This window comes from Flavobacterium sp. ABG (genome assembly GCF_001027725.1).
Lineage (GTDB): Bacteria > Bacteroidota > Bacteroidia > Flavobacteriales > Flavobacteriaceae > Flavobacterium > Flavobacterium cupriresistens.
In genome coordinates this window covers 255,203-272,353 of record NZ_LEKS01000002.1, presented here as the reverse complement: position 1 = coordinate 272,353, position 17,151 = coordinate 255,203, and the positions used below count along the sequence as shown (strand labels likewise).

Below are 17,151 nucleotides of genomic sequence, written 5' to 3'. Positions count from 1 at the left end.
CTCCTCTTTTTTAGTTTTATTATTTGAAAAATCTTAGAGCCTCAGCCGCTTTAAACCTTTGCCCCTCCGTTTTAAAACCTCAGAACCTTAGCCATTCAGCACCTCAGTACCTTACTTAATCGGTTTATCAACCACAGGTCTGTTCGCTCTATTGGCTAGATCCCAGGCAACAACGAATGCTAATTGTGTTCTTTTGGTTAAGGCATCGTATTCGATTTTTTCAGGTTCATCACCTTTACCGTGGTAATCTTCGTGTACTCCGTTAAAGAAGAATACAGCAGGAACACCATATTTAGCAAAGTTATAGTGGTCAGAACGCTCGTAAAAATGATTTGGATCTTTTGGGTCGTTAAATTTAAAATCTAAGTCTACTTTGGTATATTTTTCGTTTTGACTTACAACAGCATTGTGCAAATCTGTAGACAAACGATCTGCTCCAATTACGTAAACATAATTGTTTGATTTAGCATGCTCTATATCGCGACGACCAATCATGTCGATGTTGATGTCGGTAATGGTATTGGCAATTGGAAACAATGGATTCTCAGAATAGTAACGAGAACCGTGTAAACCGTGCTCTTCTCCGGTAACGTGTAAGAATAAAATAGAACGTTTTGGCCCGTGTCCGTCTTTTTTTGCTTTTGCGAATGCTTTTGCGATTTCGATAACAGCAACAGTTCCGGATCCGTCATCATCAGCACCGTTATAAACTTCTCCGTTTTTGATACCAACATGGTCGTAATGTGCCGAAATTACCAATACTTCATCCGGTTTTTCTGAACCTTCGATGTAAGCCCAGATATTCTCAGAATCAGGTAGGTTTTCGTTACGTCTGGCATTTAAGAAAGCTGCCGGAACAGGTTGATAGAAGTCTGCTGCTCCTTTAGGAAACGAAATACCATTTTTTTTGTATTGCTCAATCATATAAAGACCGGCCTTTTTCTGTCCTTTTGAACCGGTTTCACGGCCTTCCATTTCATCTGAAGCAACCGTATATAACATTGTTTTTAAGTCTTTTTCGGTGATAAGCTTGATGTATTTCGTTGGATCTGAATTGTCTTTCGACGCAACAGACTGCGCATTTTTACAGGAAAATGCAGTAGCAATTAATAATAAGAGAACAATCTTTTTCATTTTTGGTTTAGTGTAAATTGATAAATATGTAAAAAACATAAAAGGTAAGTAAAAATAGAATAAAAAAGGAATTTACAATAAACAGCATTACACTTTTAACAAATGAAACTATTCTTGATTCTCCATAAAAGCGATGATGTGCCGGATAGAAGTAATAACACATCCAGATAACCCCGACGAAGTTGGTAATATTGGAGATGAAATTTAGTGGACTATTCTCTGCGAACAGACCAATTATTTTTGTGATGCTAAATAAAATCAGAAACATTAGAAGGAGAAAAGAAAAATAATGTAAGGTAAAGATTCCATGATCAAAATAGTACCATTTCTTTTTGTTGTGAAAAAGCCATAATAGAAAAGCAAAAAATGGCATAATAATAAAAAGAATTTTGGGAATATTATGAATAAAGGATTCAATAAACTTTTCAAAAATCTCTTTTTTGCTATAATGCTTTGTGATATTATAAACTTTTGAGTAAGCCCAATATTCAAATTCTGAAAGTTTTTCTTTTTCTTTTCCGTATTGCTGAATAGAATCGATTTCTTTCATAGGTCTCATATCTAGATAGTTGCTAGAGATTTTCAATTCCTCATCCTTACTATTTTTATCCGTTTTAGCTATTTCTGCTGATAATACTTTTGCGTTTTTATTGAAATCTTCGCTGACTTTGTTTGGAAATAGGGCAATTAAAAGAAAGGTTATAAAACTGATAAAGATATACAATCGGACAGGAGCCAAATAAGATAGTCTTTTGCCTGAAAGATACTCTTTGGTTAACGTGGAAGGTTTGAAAAGTAAGTTTCGTATAGTCTTCCAAAAAGCATTTTCGTAATGGGTTAAATCTTCAAAAAAATGAATAAATAAATGGTGAAATGTTTTTCTGGTATCGCTGTTTTCCTGGCCGCAATTTGGACAAAATTTTTGCTCCACGACATGTCTGCAATTCAGACAGGTTTTATCTTTTCTAATGGTATTTTTTGACATTGGTTGGTTTTACTAATTTAGTTTTGATTGGCTTGTATTATTTTTTTAAGACTTCTTTTAAGAAAAGTTGTAAATGTTCAAAAGCTCTTTTTGCAGCAACCGGATTGTAAGCAGCACCTTTTGTATTGTCGTTTCCTGCTTCAGGATTTGTAAAAGAGTGAACCGCATTGGCGTAATAAATCATTTGCCAATCGGCTTTTGAATCGCGAAATTCTTGTTGAAGAGCTGTTATTTCCTCTTGTGATACATAAGGATCATCGGCACCGTGGCAAATCAAAATTTTTGATGAAATTGGTGCTACTGGTCTTGTACCTTCCTTACCCAGTCCGCCGTGAAAAGAAACAATACCTTTTAGATTTAGTTGTCCGCGCACCGCTTCAAGGACCCCGCTACCACCAAAACAATATCCAATTGCGACAATATTATCAGTATCGGCACCGGATTTTATTAATTGTTGTAAAGCAAGGTTGATCCTGTTTTGATATTCAGTAAAGTTGGTTTTGTAATGACCGGCTATTTTTGATGCTTCAGTAGTATTTTTAGGATAGTTTCCTTCGCCATAGATATCAGCAATAAAAACATGATACCCTAGTTTCGATAAATTTTCTGCAATTCCTTTTGAAGCATTATCGATTCCGAGCCATGCCGGCAAAAGTAAAATTCCCGGATTGTTAGGGCTTTTTTTGGCTGATTTTATAAATAATCCGTTTAAGGTCTGATTTCCGTCGGCATATTTTACAGGTTTCAATTGAGCGCTTATAGTGCTAGAAAATAGAATGGTAGCAAAAAGAAGCATAGTGTGGTTTTTCATAAATTTACAATTTTTAACAAATATCAGAAATATTACGATACAAAAAAACCTCGAAAGATATTTCCTCCAAGGTTTGATTTTGAGATGCTAAAAGTTAAAAATTACTCTCCCGGATGATAAGTACGTTCGGCATTTTTTATAATATCTTCTTTGTAGAATAAAACGTCTTTAAACTTTCCCTTTTGGTACATTTCTGCCTGATCGGTAAAATGTTTAGAAGTTTCATCGCCGCTATTTCCTCCGGCTAATAATGATTTTGCTTTTATTTTAGGACCAAATTCAACGGCACAAACAAAACTATTACCATTGTAACCGTAACGTTTTTTTGAATTGTTTTGATAATTGCTTCTAAAAGCGGGCAAACTTCCCCAGGAAGAAGGACCAAATGCGATTGGTAAACTCGGTTTGGAGTCATCGTATTGTAGCACCAGATCTCCGCTTGTACGTTGAAAACGGTTGATTTCGCCCCAAGCAACCTGCCAAGTTCCCCATTTGGTTTTTAATTCTTTTAAAACCGATTGTAATTGCGGAATTAGTTGTGAAGTCGTTGCATTTTGGGCAAAACGTTTGGTGTTTTCGACCTGATCCGGTTCGCCTTCATCAATATAAGCTTTTTGGATAATTGGGTCTAATTTATAAGCCCATTCAACGGCGAGGGTAGTAGCAATAGAGTTTTCTTTGGCATAATAGTCCCAATTTTTTAATAAAGTGATGGGCTCAATTAAATCGGAGTATTCAGGATCAGTAGTTTTTATGTTTTTTTCGAAGACCGTGATCAAACTTGGAATCAGCACTTCAAAAATGGATAACTTAGTGTCGTAACCATCAGCGATTACTTTATCAAGCGTATAGTTGTTTCCTTTGCTAAAAATTCGAACCGCATTTACACCTCTGAAATTTTCCCCGTCGGGAGCCATATAAGGCAAATAATTTTCTTTTTTTGGACTATTTTCTGCTGCCGAAGTATAAGGTGTTGAATTGCAATTCTGAATCCAACCGTTTACAGGATTGTACAAATGAACGGTTTCGTTAACGTCATGCAAACCTTTCCATTGTGTAGCAGAAACAGATCCGTCTATCACTTTAGACCAATTAAGTGTTTTATCTCTAATCGGGATATAATTACCGTGCCAATAGGCAATATTTCCTTTGTTATCAGCATAAACGGTGTTGTTTGAGGTGTTGGCTTTTAGATCCATGGCTTTTTTGTACTCCTCAAAATTCTTTGATTTAGTTCTTACCCAGCTTTGAATTAAGCTGTTCATGGAACGGTTCATCGATTTCAAACTAATCCATTTTCCATCACGTTTGGCCATGATCGGGCCGTTATTGGTAAAATAGGTTTTGATTTTTTTAGCAATTAATTTCTCTTTTTCAGTGTAATTTATTGTGATTTCTTTCTCGATAACAGGAACTAACTTTTTATCAAATTCATAAAAAAGTTTTCCTTTTTTGTTGGTGATTTTTTCCGCGTACATATCAGCAACATCTACATTGGATGAGGTGTGCATCCACCCGCAATTTTCGTTGAAACCCTGATAGATAAAGAATTGCCCCCAGGTTACAGCACCATATGCATTCAATCCTTCTTCACTCGTGACTTGAACTTCGGGTCTGAAATAAAAGGTAGTGTGTGGATTAATATACAAAATCGAATTTCCGTCAGCTGTTTTAGACGGAGCAAAAGCAAAACCATTTGAACCGGTTTGTACATTTTTTTCTCTTTCTACGTAAGCTACCTTGTCATTGTTTCCGGAATAAAAGGCTTTAAGTTCTGCGGTCGAAAGATCCGCAGTGCTAATGGCACCAATGCTTCCGTCTGTCCATAAAAGCGGATACCAAGGTTCAAAATGCGTTAAAAGGGCAGGTTTGACCTCGGGATGTTTGTATAAATAAAAATTAATCGCGTCCGCATAGCTGTTCAAAAGTTTTTTAAGCCATACGGGAGCTTTTTTGTAGTCAGATTTGGCATCTTCAGCATCAATTAAAAGACGAATTTCTAAATCATTGTATAAAACCGATTCGCCTTTAATTTCTGCAAGACGACCTAGTTTTTCAATATAATTCATTTCGATTCGTTTGAAATCGTCTTCACATTGCGCATAAAGTAAACCAAAAACAGCATCAGCATCCGTCTTCCCGTAAATATGCGGAATGCCCCAATTGTCTCGGATAATGGTCACCTGCTGCGCCAATTTTTCCAATCGATTGGCTTCTTTTGTATTGATTTTTTGTGCAAAAGCAGTTAAGGTTGTGCAAGAAACCAAAACGATAAGTTTAATGTTTTTTAAATACTGTAACATGATTATTTGATGTTAAATTTTTGTCCTGCCGTATAAATTCCCATTTGTAAATTCTCAATTGAAATGAGATTGTTCTTTTTGGATTTTACAATCCCTTTTGGGTTTTTAATTACAATAACTTCGCTGTCTCCGGCCACTTCAATTTGGTTGTTTCTAACAATAATGGCGGTAGCTTCATCGATTCCAATTCCGGTTAAATTTGGAAATTCAACCATTGCCGAAAGCAATCTGTTGTAGCGGTTTCTTTTTAAAAAGTGCTGGTCAATAATGGCGGTTTTCAATAAACCTAAGCCTTCAGCCGTTTCTAAATTGTCGTGTCGGATGTTGTCAAAAGTACCGGAGTATTCTTTTTCCAGTTTTTGGTTTCCGGTTATCATTTTCTCAGACATTACTGCTGCTCCGGCGCTTGTTCCCGAAATGGTACTTCCGTTTTGGTAAGCCTTTTGTATGGCCGTTTTTATAGGAGTATTGTGTACAACTTTCATAAAGCGAACCTGATCACCACCACTTATAAAGATTAATTTTGCTTTTTGTACTGAATCTGCCAGTTTTTTATTTTGCGCGGTTTCGGTATTGAAATTCAACATCACAATTGGATTTTTCGTCAGCTTTACCATTTGATCTTTAAAAAACTGAAATGAACCGTCCGGCTCTTCGCTTGACATGGGTAAAACGACAATATAGTCTGTTGCTTTTAAATCTGCGACTTCCAGTACTTGTTTCATCAGTTCATCAGACCGGTCTCCGCCACCAATTATAAATAATTTCCCTTTTGGATTTTGGGCTTGTGCAACAGTGCTGGAAAAGCCCAGGATTGTGATGAAAATAAAAAGGACAAAAGAATAAGGCAAATAAAGTGGTTTTTTCATGGCAGTTATTTTTTGGTGGTTATTTGGTTGTTGAATGCGTTTCTATGAATTGTAACACGCTGCTATTGACTATAGAAAGAATGTCTTTTTCTTTGTTTAAATCGACTTTTGCAGACTGATCTCTTGGACTGTGGTAATCCGCATGGAAGCCGCTGAAAAAAGTCATTATCGGAATTCCTTTTGTTGTAAAAGAAGCGTAATCGCTCCCGGTATGTCCATTAGTTTCCCAAAGATCAAGTTCAAACGGATTTTGAAGGTTTTGATTGCCTGCAGCAGCGATTTTTCTTAAGTTTTCGTCTTCTTTTTGAGTGCCAATACTTAAAATGCGTTGTTTGGTATCTTCGGGAGCACTTCTTGAAATCATATCCATATTAACACAAAGAAGGATTTTCTGTTGGTTTAAATCTAAATGTTGAACAAAGTATTCACTTCCCAAAAGTCCCGTTTCTTCAGCAGTCCAGGAGGCAAAAACAATGTTGTATGGTGGTTTTATTTTAGATGCTGACCAGTTTTTTGCCAAAGCCAACATTCCTGATACACCCGAAGCATTATCGTCAGCACCATTGTAAATAGAATCATTTTTGATACCTAAATGATCGTAATGCGCTCCAATTATGATGGATTTAGAAGTATCTTTTCCCGGAATCATCCCGATTACATTGCGAACCGGAAAAGTTTCTGACTTCAAGTCAATTGAAAAATTACATTTTTTATTTTTTAATAAGGAAGAAGAAGTTTTTAATTGCTGCGCCGCTTTTTTTTCTGTTTCGGCTAATTGAATGGAGGTCCCGGCCAGAATTTTTTCGGTCGCTGGTGCAGATAGTCTAAAGATGGGAATAGAAAGGGAGGTGGGATTTTCTAAGGAATCGAAAGTGTAATTGTCTGTTGATTTGGGTTTAAAATTCCCGGTCACATCCAAAAAAATGACTGCTATAGCCCCTTGCTGTATGGCGTTTTGGATTTTGGTTTCTTCTAAATTATTTTCTTCGGGAAACCATTTTTTAAATTTTTTAAAGCCAACTGAAGCAGTGTCTTTGTAACCAGGATAGCCTTCTAGAATTAAAACAACTTTATCTTTTGCCGATATTTTTGTATAGTCATCATAGTTTTCTTTTGGAACACTTAATCCATAACCGGCAAATACAATTCCGGCTTCTTTTTTTGAAGATTTGTCGACAGGCGTTACTTTGTATTCTGATTTTGGAGAAAGTAAAATTGTGTTGTTATTTCCACTGTCTATAGCTAAAGAAACAGATTGGACCGTATGTCTTTTGATATTAAAGTCCTGAAAAAAAGTATTGTTTTTGGATGGAGACGAATTGTTGTAGGGAAGTAGTTGGTACAATTCCATCATGGATGCAATATAGTCTGCGGCTTTAAATCCGCCTTTACTGGTTGGTTCACGGCCTTCCATCCAGTCAGAAGCTAAAAAAGACAATGTTCCTGAAAAATCACTTTTTACAGGATTTGGAACACTGTTTTGCGAAAACAAAATTGATTTACAGAAGAATAGAACAACTAAAGAAAGTTTTTGTAATCGCATACTTTTTTATTTTAAGTTTATTATAAGCTTATATTTCGTTTAAAAGCACAACCTAATTCTACCATCGAATCTGTTTTTGCAATTCCCGGAATATTATCGACTTTCTCGTATAATATTTTGCGCATATGTTCGTGGTTTTTTGCTGTAATTTTGAGGTATAGTGTATAGGAACCGGTTACAAAATAACATTCTGTAATTTCGGGTATTTCTTTTAAAGCTTCGATAATTCTTTCAGAATCCGAATCTTTATTCAATGTTATTCCGGTAAAAGAAGCCCAATCGTAACCAATAAGTTTTTCGTTTAGGATTGGCTTGATGCCCGTAATAATCCCTTGTTCAAATAAACGATTAATGCGTTGGTGCACCATGGTATTTGAAATTTTAAGATTAGTAGCGATCGTAGAATAGGCAATTCTTCCGTCTTTTTCTAATTCCTTTATAATTTTCACATCAAATTCATCTAAAATATCCATGTAACTTTTTTACGTTTAGTTTATGTAAAGATAAAAATAAGTCTAATGTACCTGAGTAAATATTAAATTTTAAAATGACTTAATTACATGTTAAAATAAGTTATATTGGTTTTATTAAGCTTATTTTTAAGTTAAAAATAGCTATTTATTCGCAATAAATCAATAAATTTTATATTTTTGCATTAATAAAAGAAAATATCATGGGACATAAACTAGAATCACTTTCATCAAAATCTGAGGTTTTGATCGAAAAAGAGAACAAATACGGAGCTCATAATTACCACCCGCTTCCGGTAGTTTTGGAAAAAGGAGAAGGCGTATACGTTTGGGATGTGGACGGTAAAAAGTATTATGACTTTTTATCTGCTTATTCTGCCGTAAATCAAGGACACTGTCATCCAAAAATTGTTGGAGCCATGGTAAATCAGGCGCAAACGCTTACTTTGACGTCCCGTGCCTTTTACAACGACCAATTAGGAAATTATGAAGAATATGTAACCAATTATTTTGGTTTTGATAAAGTTTTACCAATGAATACGGGTGCGGAAGCAGTAGAAACTGCTCTTAAACTTTGTAGAAAATGGGCTTATGAGGTAAAAGGAATTCATGAGAATCTGGCTCAGATTATTGTTTGTGAGAACAATTTTCACGGAAGAACGACTACCATTATTTCTTTTTCGAATGATGAAGGAGCGCGTAAAAACTTCGGTCCTTTTACAGATGGATTTATAAAAATTGAATACGATAATTTAGCAGCTCTTGAAAAAGCGCTGGAATCATCAAAAAATATTGCTGGTTTTCTTGTGGAACCAATTCAAGGAGAAGCAGGAGTTTATGTTCCTTCTGAAGGTTATTTAGCAAAAGCAAAAGAACTTTGTGAGAAACATAATGTTTTGTTTATTGCTGATGAAGTTCAGACGGGAATTGCCCGTACAGGGAAATTATTGGCTGTTCACCACGAAAATGTGGAACCTGATATTTTAATTTTAGGAAAAGCAATTTCAGGTGGAGTTTATCCGGTTTCTGCGGTTTTGGCGAATAACGAAATCATGAATGTAATCAAACCGGGACAACACGGATCTACTTTTGGTGGAAATCCTGTTGCTGCGGCTGTTGCCATTGCGGCACTTGAAGTTGTTAAAGACGAAAAACTGGCTGAAAATGCAGAACGTTTAGGGATTCTTTTAAGAAAAGGATTAAATGAAATTGCAGAACGTAACGATTTAATCACCCTGGTTCGTGGAAAAGGATTATTGAATGCCATCGTAATCAACTGCGGAGAAGATTCAGATTTGGCTTGGGAAATCTGCCTGAAATTCAGAGACAATGGATTATTGGCCAAACCAACTCACGGTAATAAAATCAGATTAGCACCACCATTGGTTATGACTGAGGCTCAAATTGAGGAATGTCTTGAGATTATTGAGAAATCTTTGAATGAGTTTAGAAGTTAAAATTTCATTTTATTATTAGTTCATATAGAAACCATTCGTTACGACGAATGGTTTTTTTTTTGAGATCTATTTAAATGCATTATCTCGAAATGTTTCTTTGCCATTCATCAGAGTGAGCAAAATTTGTGTTTTACTGATGTCCTGCGGTGGTATATCGAAAAGGTTTTTATTAAGAACAATTAGATCTGCACGTTTGCCAACACGCAACGATCCGATGCGGTCTTCCATTCCTAAAATGTAAGCAGAATTAATAGTACTGGCTCGCAATGCTTGTTCAAGTGTAATTCTTTCGGATGCAGGAGGCATAATCGGTCGCTTGGGTGTGCCGCGTCCGCTGATCATCTCACGAGTTATCGCTACCTGAATTGCTTCCAATGGCTTGAAAGTACTGTAGTAACCTGCGGCTGGCCAGTCGGTGCCAAAAGCGACACGTCCTCCGGCGGCGGCCACAGAACCTATGCGCATAAATTCTGTACTGACTACTTGTTCTCCCAGACGATCAATAGCAACACCCAGGTTCGCGGCATCCGGCATAGCCCACTGTGCTGAAAATTGGGCGCTAACATCCAGTAATTTAAAGCGTTTGATATCGGAATCTGTCAGGTACATGATGTGGCTGGCCGTATGACGGGTCTTATTTTTTGGATAGCTGGCACGCGCAGCTGCAACGGCATCGAGATAAACACGTGCTGCTCGGTCGCCAAAAGCATGAGAAAACGTATTGATACCTGCCGCATGAGCACGGGTAACAACAGCTGTCATTATAGCTGCCGGAATAATCAGATCACCGCTTGTATTTGGTTTATCAGCATACGGTTTTAGCATAGCAGCAGTGTATTGCGCATCGCCGCCATCGACATTAATTTTTAAAGTGGTTGCAGAAACAAGTTCACTGTTAAAGCGACGACGAAGCTCTTTAATAATGGGTAACGGATCTTCTTTCGGGTTGTTGTAATAGTGAGCACCTACTACACGTACGGGTAGTGTACCAGCTTTTTCGAGCGATTGGTACATTGCAAAGCCGTCTTCTTCCTTCATGCCGATGATACCGGCATCGAACACAGCTGTGATGCCCGCTTTGGAAAATGCTTTCAGACTATTTTGCAACGTTGTCAACATCTCCTCAGGATTGGGAGGTGCAAGTGCCGCTAAAAGCTGGAACATAGCAGCCACTTCTATTACATATCCGGTAGGCTTTCCGGTTTTAGGGTCTCGCTCAAAACGGCTGACACCGGGAACCGGGTCGGGTGTTTGAGCTGTAATATTGGCTATTTCGAGAGCCTTAGAATTGACCCAAGCCGAGTGGCCATCAATGGCAACCAACATCACCGGACGGTCGGACACAATTTTATCGATATCTTCTTTCTTTGGTCCTGTGGCAGGGAAGGCTGTATAGCGCCAGCCAAATCCACGAACGACCACATCTTTTGGGTTTGCATTTGCATAGTTTTTCACTGCAGCCAGCATTGCTTTCGGATCATCAAATTGAAGATCAGCACCCAATGTAGTCCAAGATAACATTGGGTGTATATGTGACTCTACGAAACCCGGCAAAACCATTTTTCCGTTGAGTTCCACAACCTTTGTATTTGGCCCAACGAAGGGCTCGACACCTTCTGCGTTACCAACATATACAATGGTGTCGCCACGTACGGCAACGGCCTCTGCCCATTGCTGGCGCTCTTCTACAGTAAATATTTTACCACCACGGAGGACAATGTTTGCCGGAGCAATAGTGGATGAATGACTTTTCTTATTGAAAAACTGGAAGGTGAAGTATCCTCCCGCGATCAATAGCAACACAAGTACAAGACGGAGTAACATAGATTGTTTTAACATAATCGTACTCAGATTTAAAATGAGTTTCTAGTATAATTTAGTTTCACTCAAAGTTAAGATTATTGTGAATAAACCTCAACTTAATAGATAAAGTTTTTTATTTTTTTAAAATATAATATTCTGATGGTTAGATTTTTATAGATGTGCTGCGTAATTTTAGGCTTGCTAAACGTCATCGTAATGAATTGCAATGTAGATTCAGATTTGGCTTAGAAATGTCTTGAGATCATCGAGAAATCTTTGAATGAGTTTAGAAGTTAAAATTTCATTTTATTATTAGTTCATAAAAAAACCATTCGCCGCAACGAATGGTTTTTTAGTTAAAATGTAATTTAGTTACTGACTATAACCCGGATTTTGAGTAATTAGTTTATTAGCATCCATTTCTGTTATCGGAATGGGGAATACTAATTTATCAGCATCAAACGGAAGCAAAGACGAGCCATCACCTTTATCACTAACATCAATAGAACCTTTTGTTCTTTTGATATCGTGAATTGAAAAACCTTCCATTGCCAGTTCTAGTTGGCGTTCCAGTAAAATATCATTTAATGTCACTGCAGTTAAATTTTTGGCATTGGCTCTTGTTCTGAGAATGTTGATATCGTCAAGTGGTGTATTTCCGATGGCGGTTCCGGCCTGAAAATTGGCCTCAGCTCTTATTAAATACATTTCAGCCAGACGAATAATGCCAACATCGGCAAATTGATCGGTGTATTTTGAAGTTAGTAATTTTCCGTTTGAGGGATTTTCATAATTAAATTTTCCTCTGCCATCATTGGGATCGGTGAATTTAGCTAAGTAGGGATCTCTAATATAAAAATCACCGTTGCGACCTCCTCTGTCTTCAGAGGCATAAAAGGTAACAACGTCATTTTCACCGGTTTGTTTGGTGATTTGAATCGCAAATACATCTTCGGTTTTATCCGTATCGTGATTAAAGGCATCGGCATATTTAACAGATAACCCATGGCCACTGTTGGCAATGACATCATTTGCGGCATCTCTGGCTGCTGTATAATTGCTTTGTTGCAAATATACTCTAGCCAATAGTGCTTTTGCGGCGTATTTGTCGGCATAAAAATCATTTTCTGCGGGAAGATTGGTATAAGCGACATTTAAACCGTCAATAATAACTTTATAGACTTCATCTACCGTACTTCTTTCTTTAGAAAGGTCAACACTAAAATCATAAATTGCTTTTGGTCGTATGACCACCCCTAATTGTGTATTGCCTTTGCCACTTTCATAAGGTTTTGCAAAGAAACGAACCAGATCAAAATAAGCTAAAGATCTTAAAAAGTTAGCTTCACCAATCATAATGGCTTTTCTTTCAGGATCTTTTACTTTATCGATGTTGTCGATAACCGTATTGGTGGCATTAATAATTTGATAACATTTGACATAGGTTCTTTCAATGATAATATTATCGGCTAACATTGATTTGTTGTACATTTGACCTAATTCGCCATAAGTTCCCCTCCATCTCAAGTCAGTTGTAGCCGTTACACCGGTTACGCCAAGCAAATCCGCATAAAGTAAAATTCTTCCACCATAGGCCTCTTTGTTTGCAGCCAATGCGTAGGTTCCTATCAGTACATTTGTTACTCCGGCTTCGGTGCTTAAGGTAACGTTTGCATCTCCTTTTTGTTTAGGTTCGATATCGAGTTCATTTTCGCAACTTGCATAAAACAACGCGAAAACGATCAGTAGAATTAATTTATTTGATTTCATTTTGTAAGTTTTAAAAATTAATATTTACTCCTAAAGCCATTGTTCTTGCGGGAGGTGCTGAATAAAAATCTTCTCCGATTGGTCCATCGTCTCTTCTTGCTTCGGGATCAAATCCTTTATAATTGGTGAACGTAAGTAAATTTACACCTGTAAAATAGAGTCTCAGACTGCTCAGTCCGGTATCCTTTATGGCTTGTTTAGGCAGTGTATATCCTAATGTAAGGTTTCTTAAACGCACAAAATCTGATTTGTCTAAATAACGAGTTGATTTCTGTGTACCATTTTTCCCTCCAAATCTTGCTTGTGGTACATCCGTAACATCTCCGGGTTTTTGCCAGCGATTTAACTGATCTGCCGTTTGATTGTCATAAACAGCAGCAGCGGTAGATTGGTAAGAACCCGCATCGTTGTAAATACTGGCACCCCATTCTCCCTGAAAAGTAAAGGTAAAATCAAAACCTTTGTAGGTAATCGTATTGGTCATACCTGACATTAAAGTAGGGAACGGATTTCCGACAATCACTCTTGATGCTTGAGAATAGTCGCTTGTCAGCTCTTTATTGAGCGTACCATCAGGATTTACAGTGTTTTTGAAAAAAAGTGCATCTCCATTTTCTGAATTAACACCGGCATATTCAACTAAGTAAAAAGAGGAGATATTGGCACCGGCTCTGTTGATTGTATTGGCTGATACAATGTCAGTATTGTTATTCGGCAAAGATTTTACTTTTGATTGGTTGGTGGTCAGGTTAAAACTGGTGTTCCATGTAAAGTTTTCCTTTTCAATATTTTTGGTATTTAAAGTAAATTCAAAACCACTGCTTCTGATTGCTCCAATATTTTTATTGATAGAAGCTGCTCCCGAACTTATTGGAAGAGGAACTTCAAACAATAAACCATTAGTATCTTTTTGATAGTAGTCGGCCTCAAGGGTGATTCTGTCCCAAAAACGAGTTTCAAAGCCAAAATCAATTTGTGTAGATTTCTCCCAGGTCAGATTATCATTCCCCGTCTGATCGAAAGTTAAACCTGATTTTGCGTTATATGGATTTGTTTGGTATAACTGGCGTGAAGCAAAATTGCCTATTTCAGCATTTCCTAATTTCCCCCAGCTTCCTTTTAGTTTTAAGTAGGTTAAAACAGAATTGTCTTTAAGAAAGCTTTCCTGAGAAACAATCCAACCAGCAGAAAGGGCAGGGAAATAGCCAAATCGGTTGTTTTTCCCAAATCGAGAAGAGCCGTCACGACGAATACTTGCTTTAAAGAGGTATTTGTTATTAAACGCGTAGTTTAATCTTCCGAATTGAGAAACAAAAACATAATCCGTTTCGCTACCATGGCCTTCGTTTACTTCGGCACCACCATCTATGGTATTAAAATTATCATTTGGAAAATAAATACTGGTTACATCCTGATATCTTCTGTGGTACTTATTATACTCCATACCGACAACAGCATTAAAACTGTGTTTTTCTGCAACAGTTTTATCAAAAGTAAAGTAGTTACTCGAAATATAATTTTCGGTGTTTACGGAAGAGGCAAAAACGGCGCCGTCAGTAGCCATAAAAGGAGCATTTTTCCCTTCCCAATTATCTTCTGTTTGAGATAAAAGATCATAAGAGAAATCAGAATTGAATTTTAGAGAGGGTAAAAATTTATATTCTCCGTACACTTTTCCTGTTAATCTTCTCATGATGGTTTTCCAGAACGTATTGTCTTTGGCTAAAAGATAATTTGAATATTCGGTATTAGGATTGGCACTACCGTCTGCTAATCGGGCAGGTGAGATTGGAGCTTGCGCTACTGATTGTAACGGAGTTGTGAAGGAATTATCGTCCTGAACTCTGTTGATTAACGATCTGGAAAAGCTTAAGTTCATACCCACCGTAAAATTGTCAAAAACTTTATGCGATAAATTTGTTCTTGCTGTTATTCGTTTTAAATCATTACTGTCGATGATACCTACCGTATTGTTGTAAGCTCCTGAAATGAAATACTTTGTTTTCTGATCGCCTCCCGAAAGTGAAAAATCTGCATCAGTCGTGTGACCGGTCTGAAAAGCAATATCCTGCCAATCGGTGTATGTTTGTCCGTTTCTCCAGTCTGAACCTTGAGATAAATTTTCTAATTCTTCCTCCACAGATTGCAGATCGTTTGCATTTCGTCCTGCCTCCAGTAATAATTCTACATATTGTTTAGCATTTAACCATTTCTTTTTATGTGTGGGTTCGCTAACCCCTTGCGAAAGGTTGATACTGAAAGTTCCTTTTCCTTCTTTCCCTTTTTTGGTGGTAATAATTACAACTCCATTAGCACCACGAGCACCATATATTGCTGCAGACGAAGCATCTTTTAGGACATCAATAGACTCAATCTCATTGGTACTTAAAGTAAGCAGTGGGTTGGTTGGCGCACCATTGCTGGACTCATCATCGGTAATTAACGGAATACCGTCTAATACATACAAAGGTTGTGTTCCGGCACTGATACTCGCCGCTCCACGAACTCTGATGTTAATTCCTCCATCTACTTTACCATTTGTTTGCGTGATTTGTACACCGGCTAATTTACCTACCAATGCATTTTGTACGTTGGCAACGGGGACTTGCTGAATATCTTTTGCGGTAACTCTGGCGATATTATCGGTTGAATTTTTCTTAGATTGGGTTCCGTACCCTACAACTACAACAGCATCAAGTTCATTTGAGATCCCCTGAAGGGTTATTTTCATTGATTTTGATGCCGGAATTTCCAATGTTTTCATTCCTACATATGAAACAGTAAGCGTTTGTCCTTCTTTTGCACTGATTGTAAACTCTCCATCAAAACTAGTTTGGGCAACCACTTGGGTTCCTTTTAAAACTATGTTAGCTCCGGGAATCGGTAATCCTGCCTTGTCAAAAATCTGCCCGGTTATTTTTACTTCCTGGGCGATTGTTATTTGAATAAATAAAATCAATAGCAGTGTTGCAAACCTTTTAAAATTTAGATCATTTTTCATGTTTATTTTATCTAAGATTAGTTTTGTAAACGTCTTGATTTTATGTTAATTAATGATAATGCCTTTATAAGTGTATTGAATTGATTTATTATTGTTTTAGTTGCAATAGACCAACATTTGTACAGAAATGATTGGTTTTTGTTGAAATTACATCGTTTTATTAATGGACTTAATTGCGTTTTATGCAGATCAAAACGCAATTTAAAAACAGCCAAAAGAGGAAAAAACAAGGGAGTCTTTCTGAAGTATTTTATGAAAATTTTTGCAAAGAAACAGTTTGCTGTTTTTAACGAGAATTCGTTTTATTGACTAGTCTTAAAAAAAATGTATCGTTTATTTAGAACTAGTCACATGTAAAAATTGAACGAATTAGAGTTTAATAATGAATTTTAACATTTGCAAAAAACGTTCTCAAGTCAGGTATTTTCGGCATATTGCTTTTTGGAGTTTTTTTTATAGAGGAATAGAATAAATAAAATGTTGCACAATGATTTTAATTTTATTTATTTGTAATGGTTTTAAGTTTGATAATCAGTAAATTAAGTGCTTATGAGAAGTGTTATTACGATAGTTTTGTTGGCTACTTTCGCTTTAGCTAATGCGCAGCAAAAAATTACATTCGGATACGATACAGCCGGAAATCAGATAAGCAGGGTACTATGCTTAAGTGGCTGTACTGCTAAATCAGCGAATCAAACTAAAGAGATTGATGCTATAGTTGATGGGGATTTACAAAAATTCTTTCCCGAAGATGTGATTTCGTATTATCCGAATCCTGTCAAAGAAGAACTTTATCTTAAATGGGAATTAATAGATAATAATAAAGTTTCTTCGGTAGTCGTCTATGGATTAAATGGACAGACATTAGAAACTTTTTCGAGAACAGAGACCATAAATACGCTTACTATTTCTTTTCAGCAATATTTGACAGGTATTTATCTTGTTGTATTAAACTATACCGACGGAGACCAAAAAACAGTCAAAATTATTAAACAAAAAGACTAA

At 36.7% G+C, this 17,151-nt stretch carries 12 protein-coding genes; 2 read left to right on the top strand and 10 right to left on the bottom strand.

Annotated elements, in window-relative coordinates:
• Positions 1-111 precede the first annotated feature (111 nt).
• From AB674_RS02450 to AB674_RS02420, 7 genes are all read right to left on the bottom strand, one after another.
• Positions 112-1,134, bottom strand: a complete 1,023-nt coding sequence (locus AB674_RS02450; protein WP_047773778.1) for a M28 family peptidase — start codon at positions 1,132-1,134, stop codon at positions 112-114.
• A 7-nt stretch (positions 1,135-1,141) separates the two neighbouring features.
• Positions 1,142-2,119: a DUF3667 domain-containing protein gene (locus tag AB674_RS02445; RefSeq protein ID WP_047773543.1), complete on the bottom strand. Its 978-nt coding sequence runs from the start codon at positions 2,117-2,119 to the stop codon at positions 1,142-1,144.
• 37 nt (positions 2,120-2,156) lie between these two features.
• Positions 2,157-2,930 carry a dienelactone hydrolase family protein gene (locus AB674_RS02440; RefSeq protein ID WP_047773541.1) on the bottom strand — a complete coding sequence of 258 codons (774 nt, stop codon included), beginning with the start codon at positions 2,928-2,930 and terminating at the stop codon, positions 2,157-2,159.
• Positions 2,931-3,031: 101 nt separating this feature from the next.
• Positions 3,032-5,233, bottom strand: coding sequence for a penicillin acylase family protein (locus AB674_RS02435; RefSeq protein ID WP_047773540.1), 2,202 nt, complete (start codon positions 5,231-5,233; stop codon positions 3,032-3,034).
• A gap of 2 nt (positions 5,234-5,235) precedes the next feature.
• Entirely contained in the window at positions 5,236-6,102 is an 867-nt protein-coding gene (locus AB674_RS02430) for a cyanophycinase (RefSeq protein WP_047773539.1), read from the bottom strand.
• A 19-nt stretch (positions 6,103-6,121) separates the two neighbouring features.
• Positions 6,122-7,645, bottom strand: coding sequence for a M20/M25/M40 family metallo-hydrolase (locus tag AB674_RS02425; RefSeq protein ID WP_047773537.1), 1,524 nt, complete (start codon positions 7,643-7,645; stop codon positions 6,122-6,124).
• Positions 7,646-7,665: 20 nt separating this feature from the next.
• Positions 7,666-8,118 (bottom strand): Lrp/AsnC family transcriptional regulator, encoded by a 453-nt coding sequence (locus AB674_RS02420; RefSeq protein WP_047773536.1) that lies wholly within the window; start codon positions 8,116-8,118, stop codon positions 7,666-7,668.
• Between the two features lie 200 nt (positions 8,119-8,318).
• On the opposite strand from AB674_RS02420, the gene rocD reads away from it, so the two are divergent.
• Positions 8,319-9,572, top strand: a complete 1,254-nt coding sequence (gene rocD / locus AB674_RS02415) for an ornithine--oxo-acid transaminase (protein WP_047773535.1) — start codon at positions 8,319-8,321, stop codon at positions 9,570-9,572.
• 66 nt (positions 9,573-9,638) lie between these two features.
• On the opposite strand, the gene AB674_RS02410 is transcribed toward rocD, so the two are convergent.
• The 3 genes from AB674_RS02410 to AB674_RS02400 form a co-directional block, all read right to left on the bottom strand.
• Positions 9,639-11,411: an amidohydrolase gene (locus AB674_RS02410; RefSeq protein ID WP_082210580.1), complete on the bottom strand. Its 1,773-nt coding sequence runs from the start codon at positions 11,409-11,411 to the stop codon at positions 9,639-9,641.
• Positions 11,412-11,747: 336 nt separating this feature from the next.
• Entirely contained in the window at positions 11,748-13,145 is a 1,398-nt protein-coding gene (locus AB674_RS02405; protein ID WP_047773534.1) for a RagB/SusD family nutrient uptake outer membrane protein, read from the bottom strand.
• A 10-nt stretch (positions 13,146-13,155) separates the two neighbouring features.
• On the bottom strand, positions 13,156-16,146 hold the full coding sequence (locus tag AB674_RS02400) for a SusC/RagA family TonB-linked outer membrane protein (protein ID WP_053004180.1): 2,991 nt from the start codon (positions 16,144-16,146) through the stop codon (positions 13,156-13,158).
• A 549-nt stretch (positions 16,147-16,695) separates the two neighbouring features.
• On the opposite strand from AB674_RS02400, the gene AB674_RS02395 reads away from it, so the two are divergent.
• Positions 16,696-17,151: a T9SS type A sorting domain-containing protein gene (locus AB674_RS02395; RefSeq protein ID WP_047773533.1), complete on the top strand. Its 456-nt coding sequence runs from the start codon at positions 16,696-16,698 to the stop codon at positions 17,149-17,151.

What these genes read in the sequence shown, in the direction of transcription:
- AB674_RS02420 (WP_047773536.1), bottom strand. Translation starts at nt 8,118, where the DNA reads ATGGATATTTTAGATGAATTTGATGTGAAAATTATAAAGGAATTAGAA.
- AB674_RS02400 (WP_053004180.1), bottom strand. Translation starts at nt 16,146, where the DNA reads ATGAAAAATGATCTAAATTTTAAAAGGTTTGCAACACTGCTATTGATT.
- AB674_RS02425 (WP_047773537.1), bottom strand. Translation starts at nt 7,645, where the DNA reads ATGCGATTACAAAAACTTTCTTTAGTTGTTCTATTCTTCTGTAAATCA.
- AB674_RS02430 (WP_047773539.1), bottom strand. Translation starts at nt 6,102, where the DNA reads ATGAAAAAACCACTTTATTTGCCTTATTCTTTTGTCCTTTTTATTTTC.
- AB674_RS02445 (WP_047773543.1), bottom strand. Translation starts at nt 2,119, where the DNA reads ATGTCAAAAAATACCATTAGAAAAGATAAAACCTGTCTGAATTGCAGA.
- AB674_RS02410 (WP_082210580.1), bottom strand. Translation starts at nt 11,411, where the DNA reads ATGTTAAAACAATCTATGTTACTCCGTCTTGTACTTGTGTTGCTATTG.
- AB674_RS02405 (WP_047773534.1), bottom strand. Translation starts at nt 13,145, where the DNA reads ATGAAATCAAATAAATTAATTCTACTGATCGTTTTCGCGTTGTTTTAT.
- AB674_RS02395 (WP_047773533.1), top strand. Translation starts at nt 16,696, where the DNA reads ATGAGAAGTGTTATTACGATAGTTTTGTTGGCTACTTTCGCTTTAGCT.
- AB674_RS02435 (WP_047773540.1), bottom strand. Translation starts at nt 5,233, where the DNA reads ATGTTACAGTATTTAAAAAACATTAAACTTATCGTTTTGGTTTCTTGC.
- AB674_RS02440 (WP_047773541.1), bottom strand. Translation starts at nt 2,930, where the DNA reads ATGAAAAACCACACTATGCTTCTTTTTGCTACCATTCTATTTTCTAGC.
- AB674_RS02450 (WP_047773778.1), bottom strand. Translation starts at nt 1,134, where the DNA reads ATGAAAAAGATTGTTCTCTTATTATTAATTGCTACTGCATTTTCCTGT.
- rocD (WP_047773535.1), top strand. Translation starts at nt 8,319, where the DNA reads ATGGGACATAAACTAGAATCACTTTCATCAAAATCTGAGGTTTTGATC.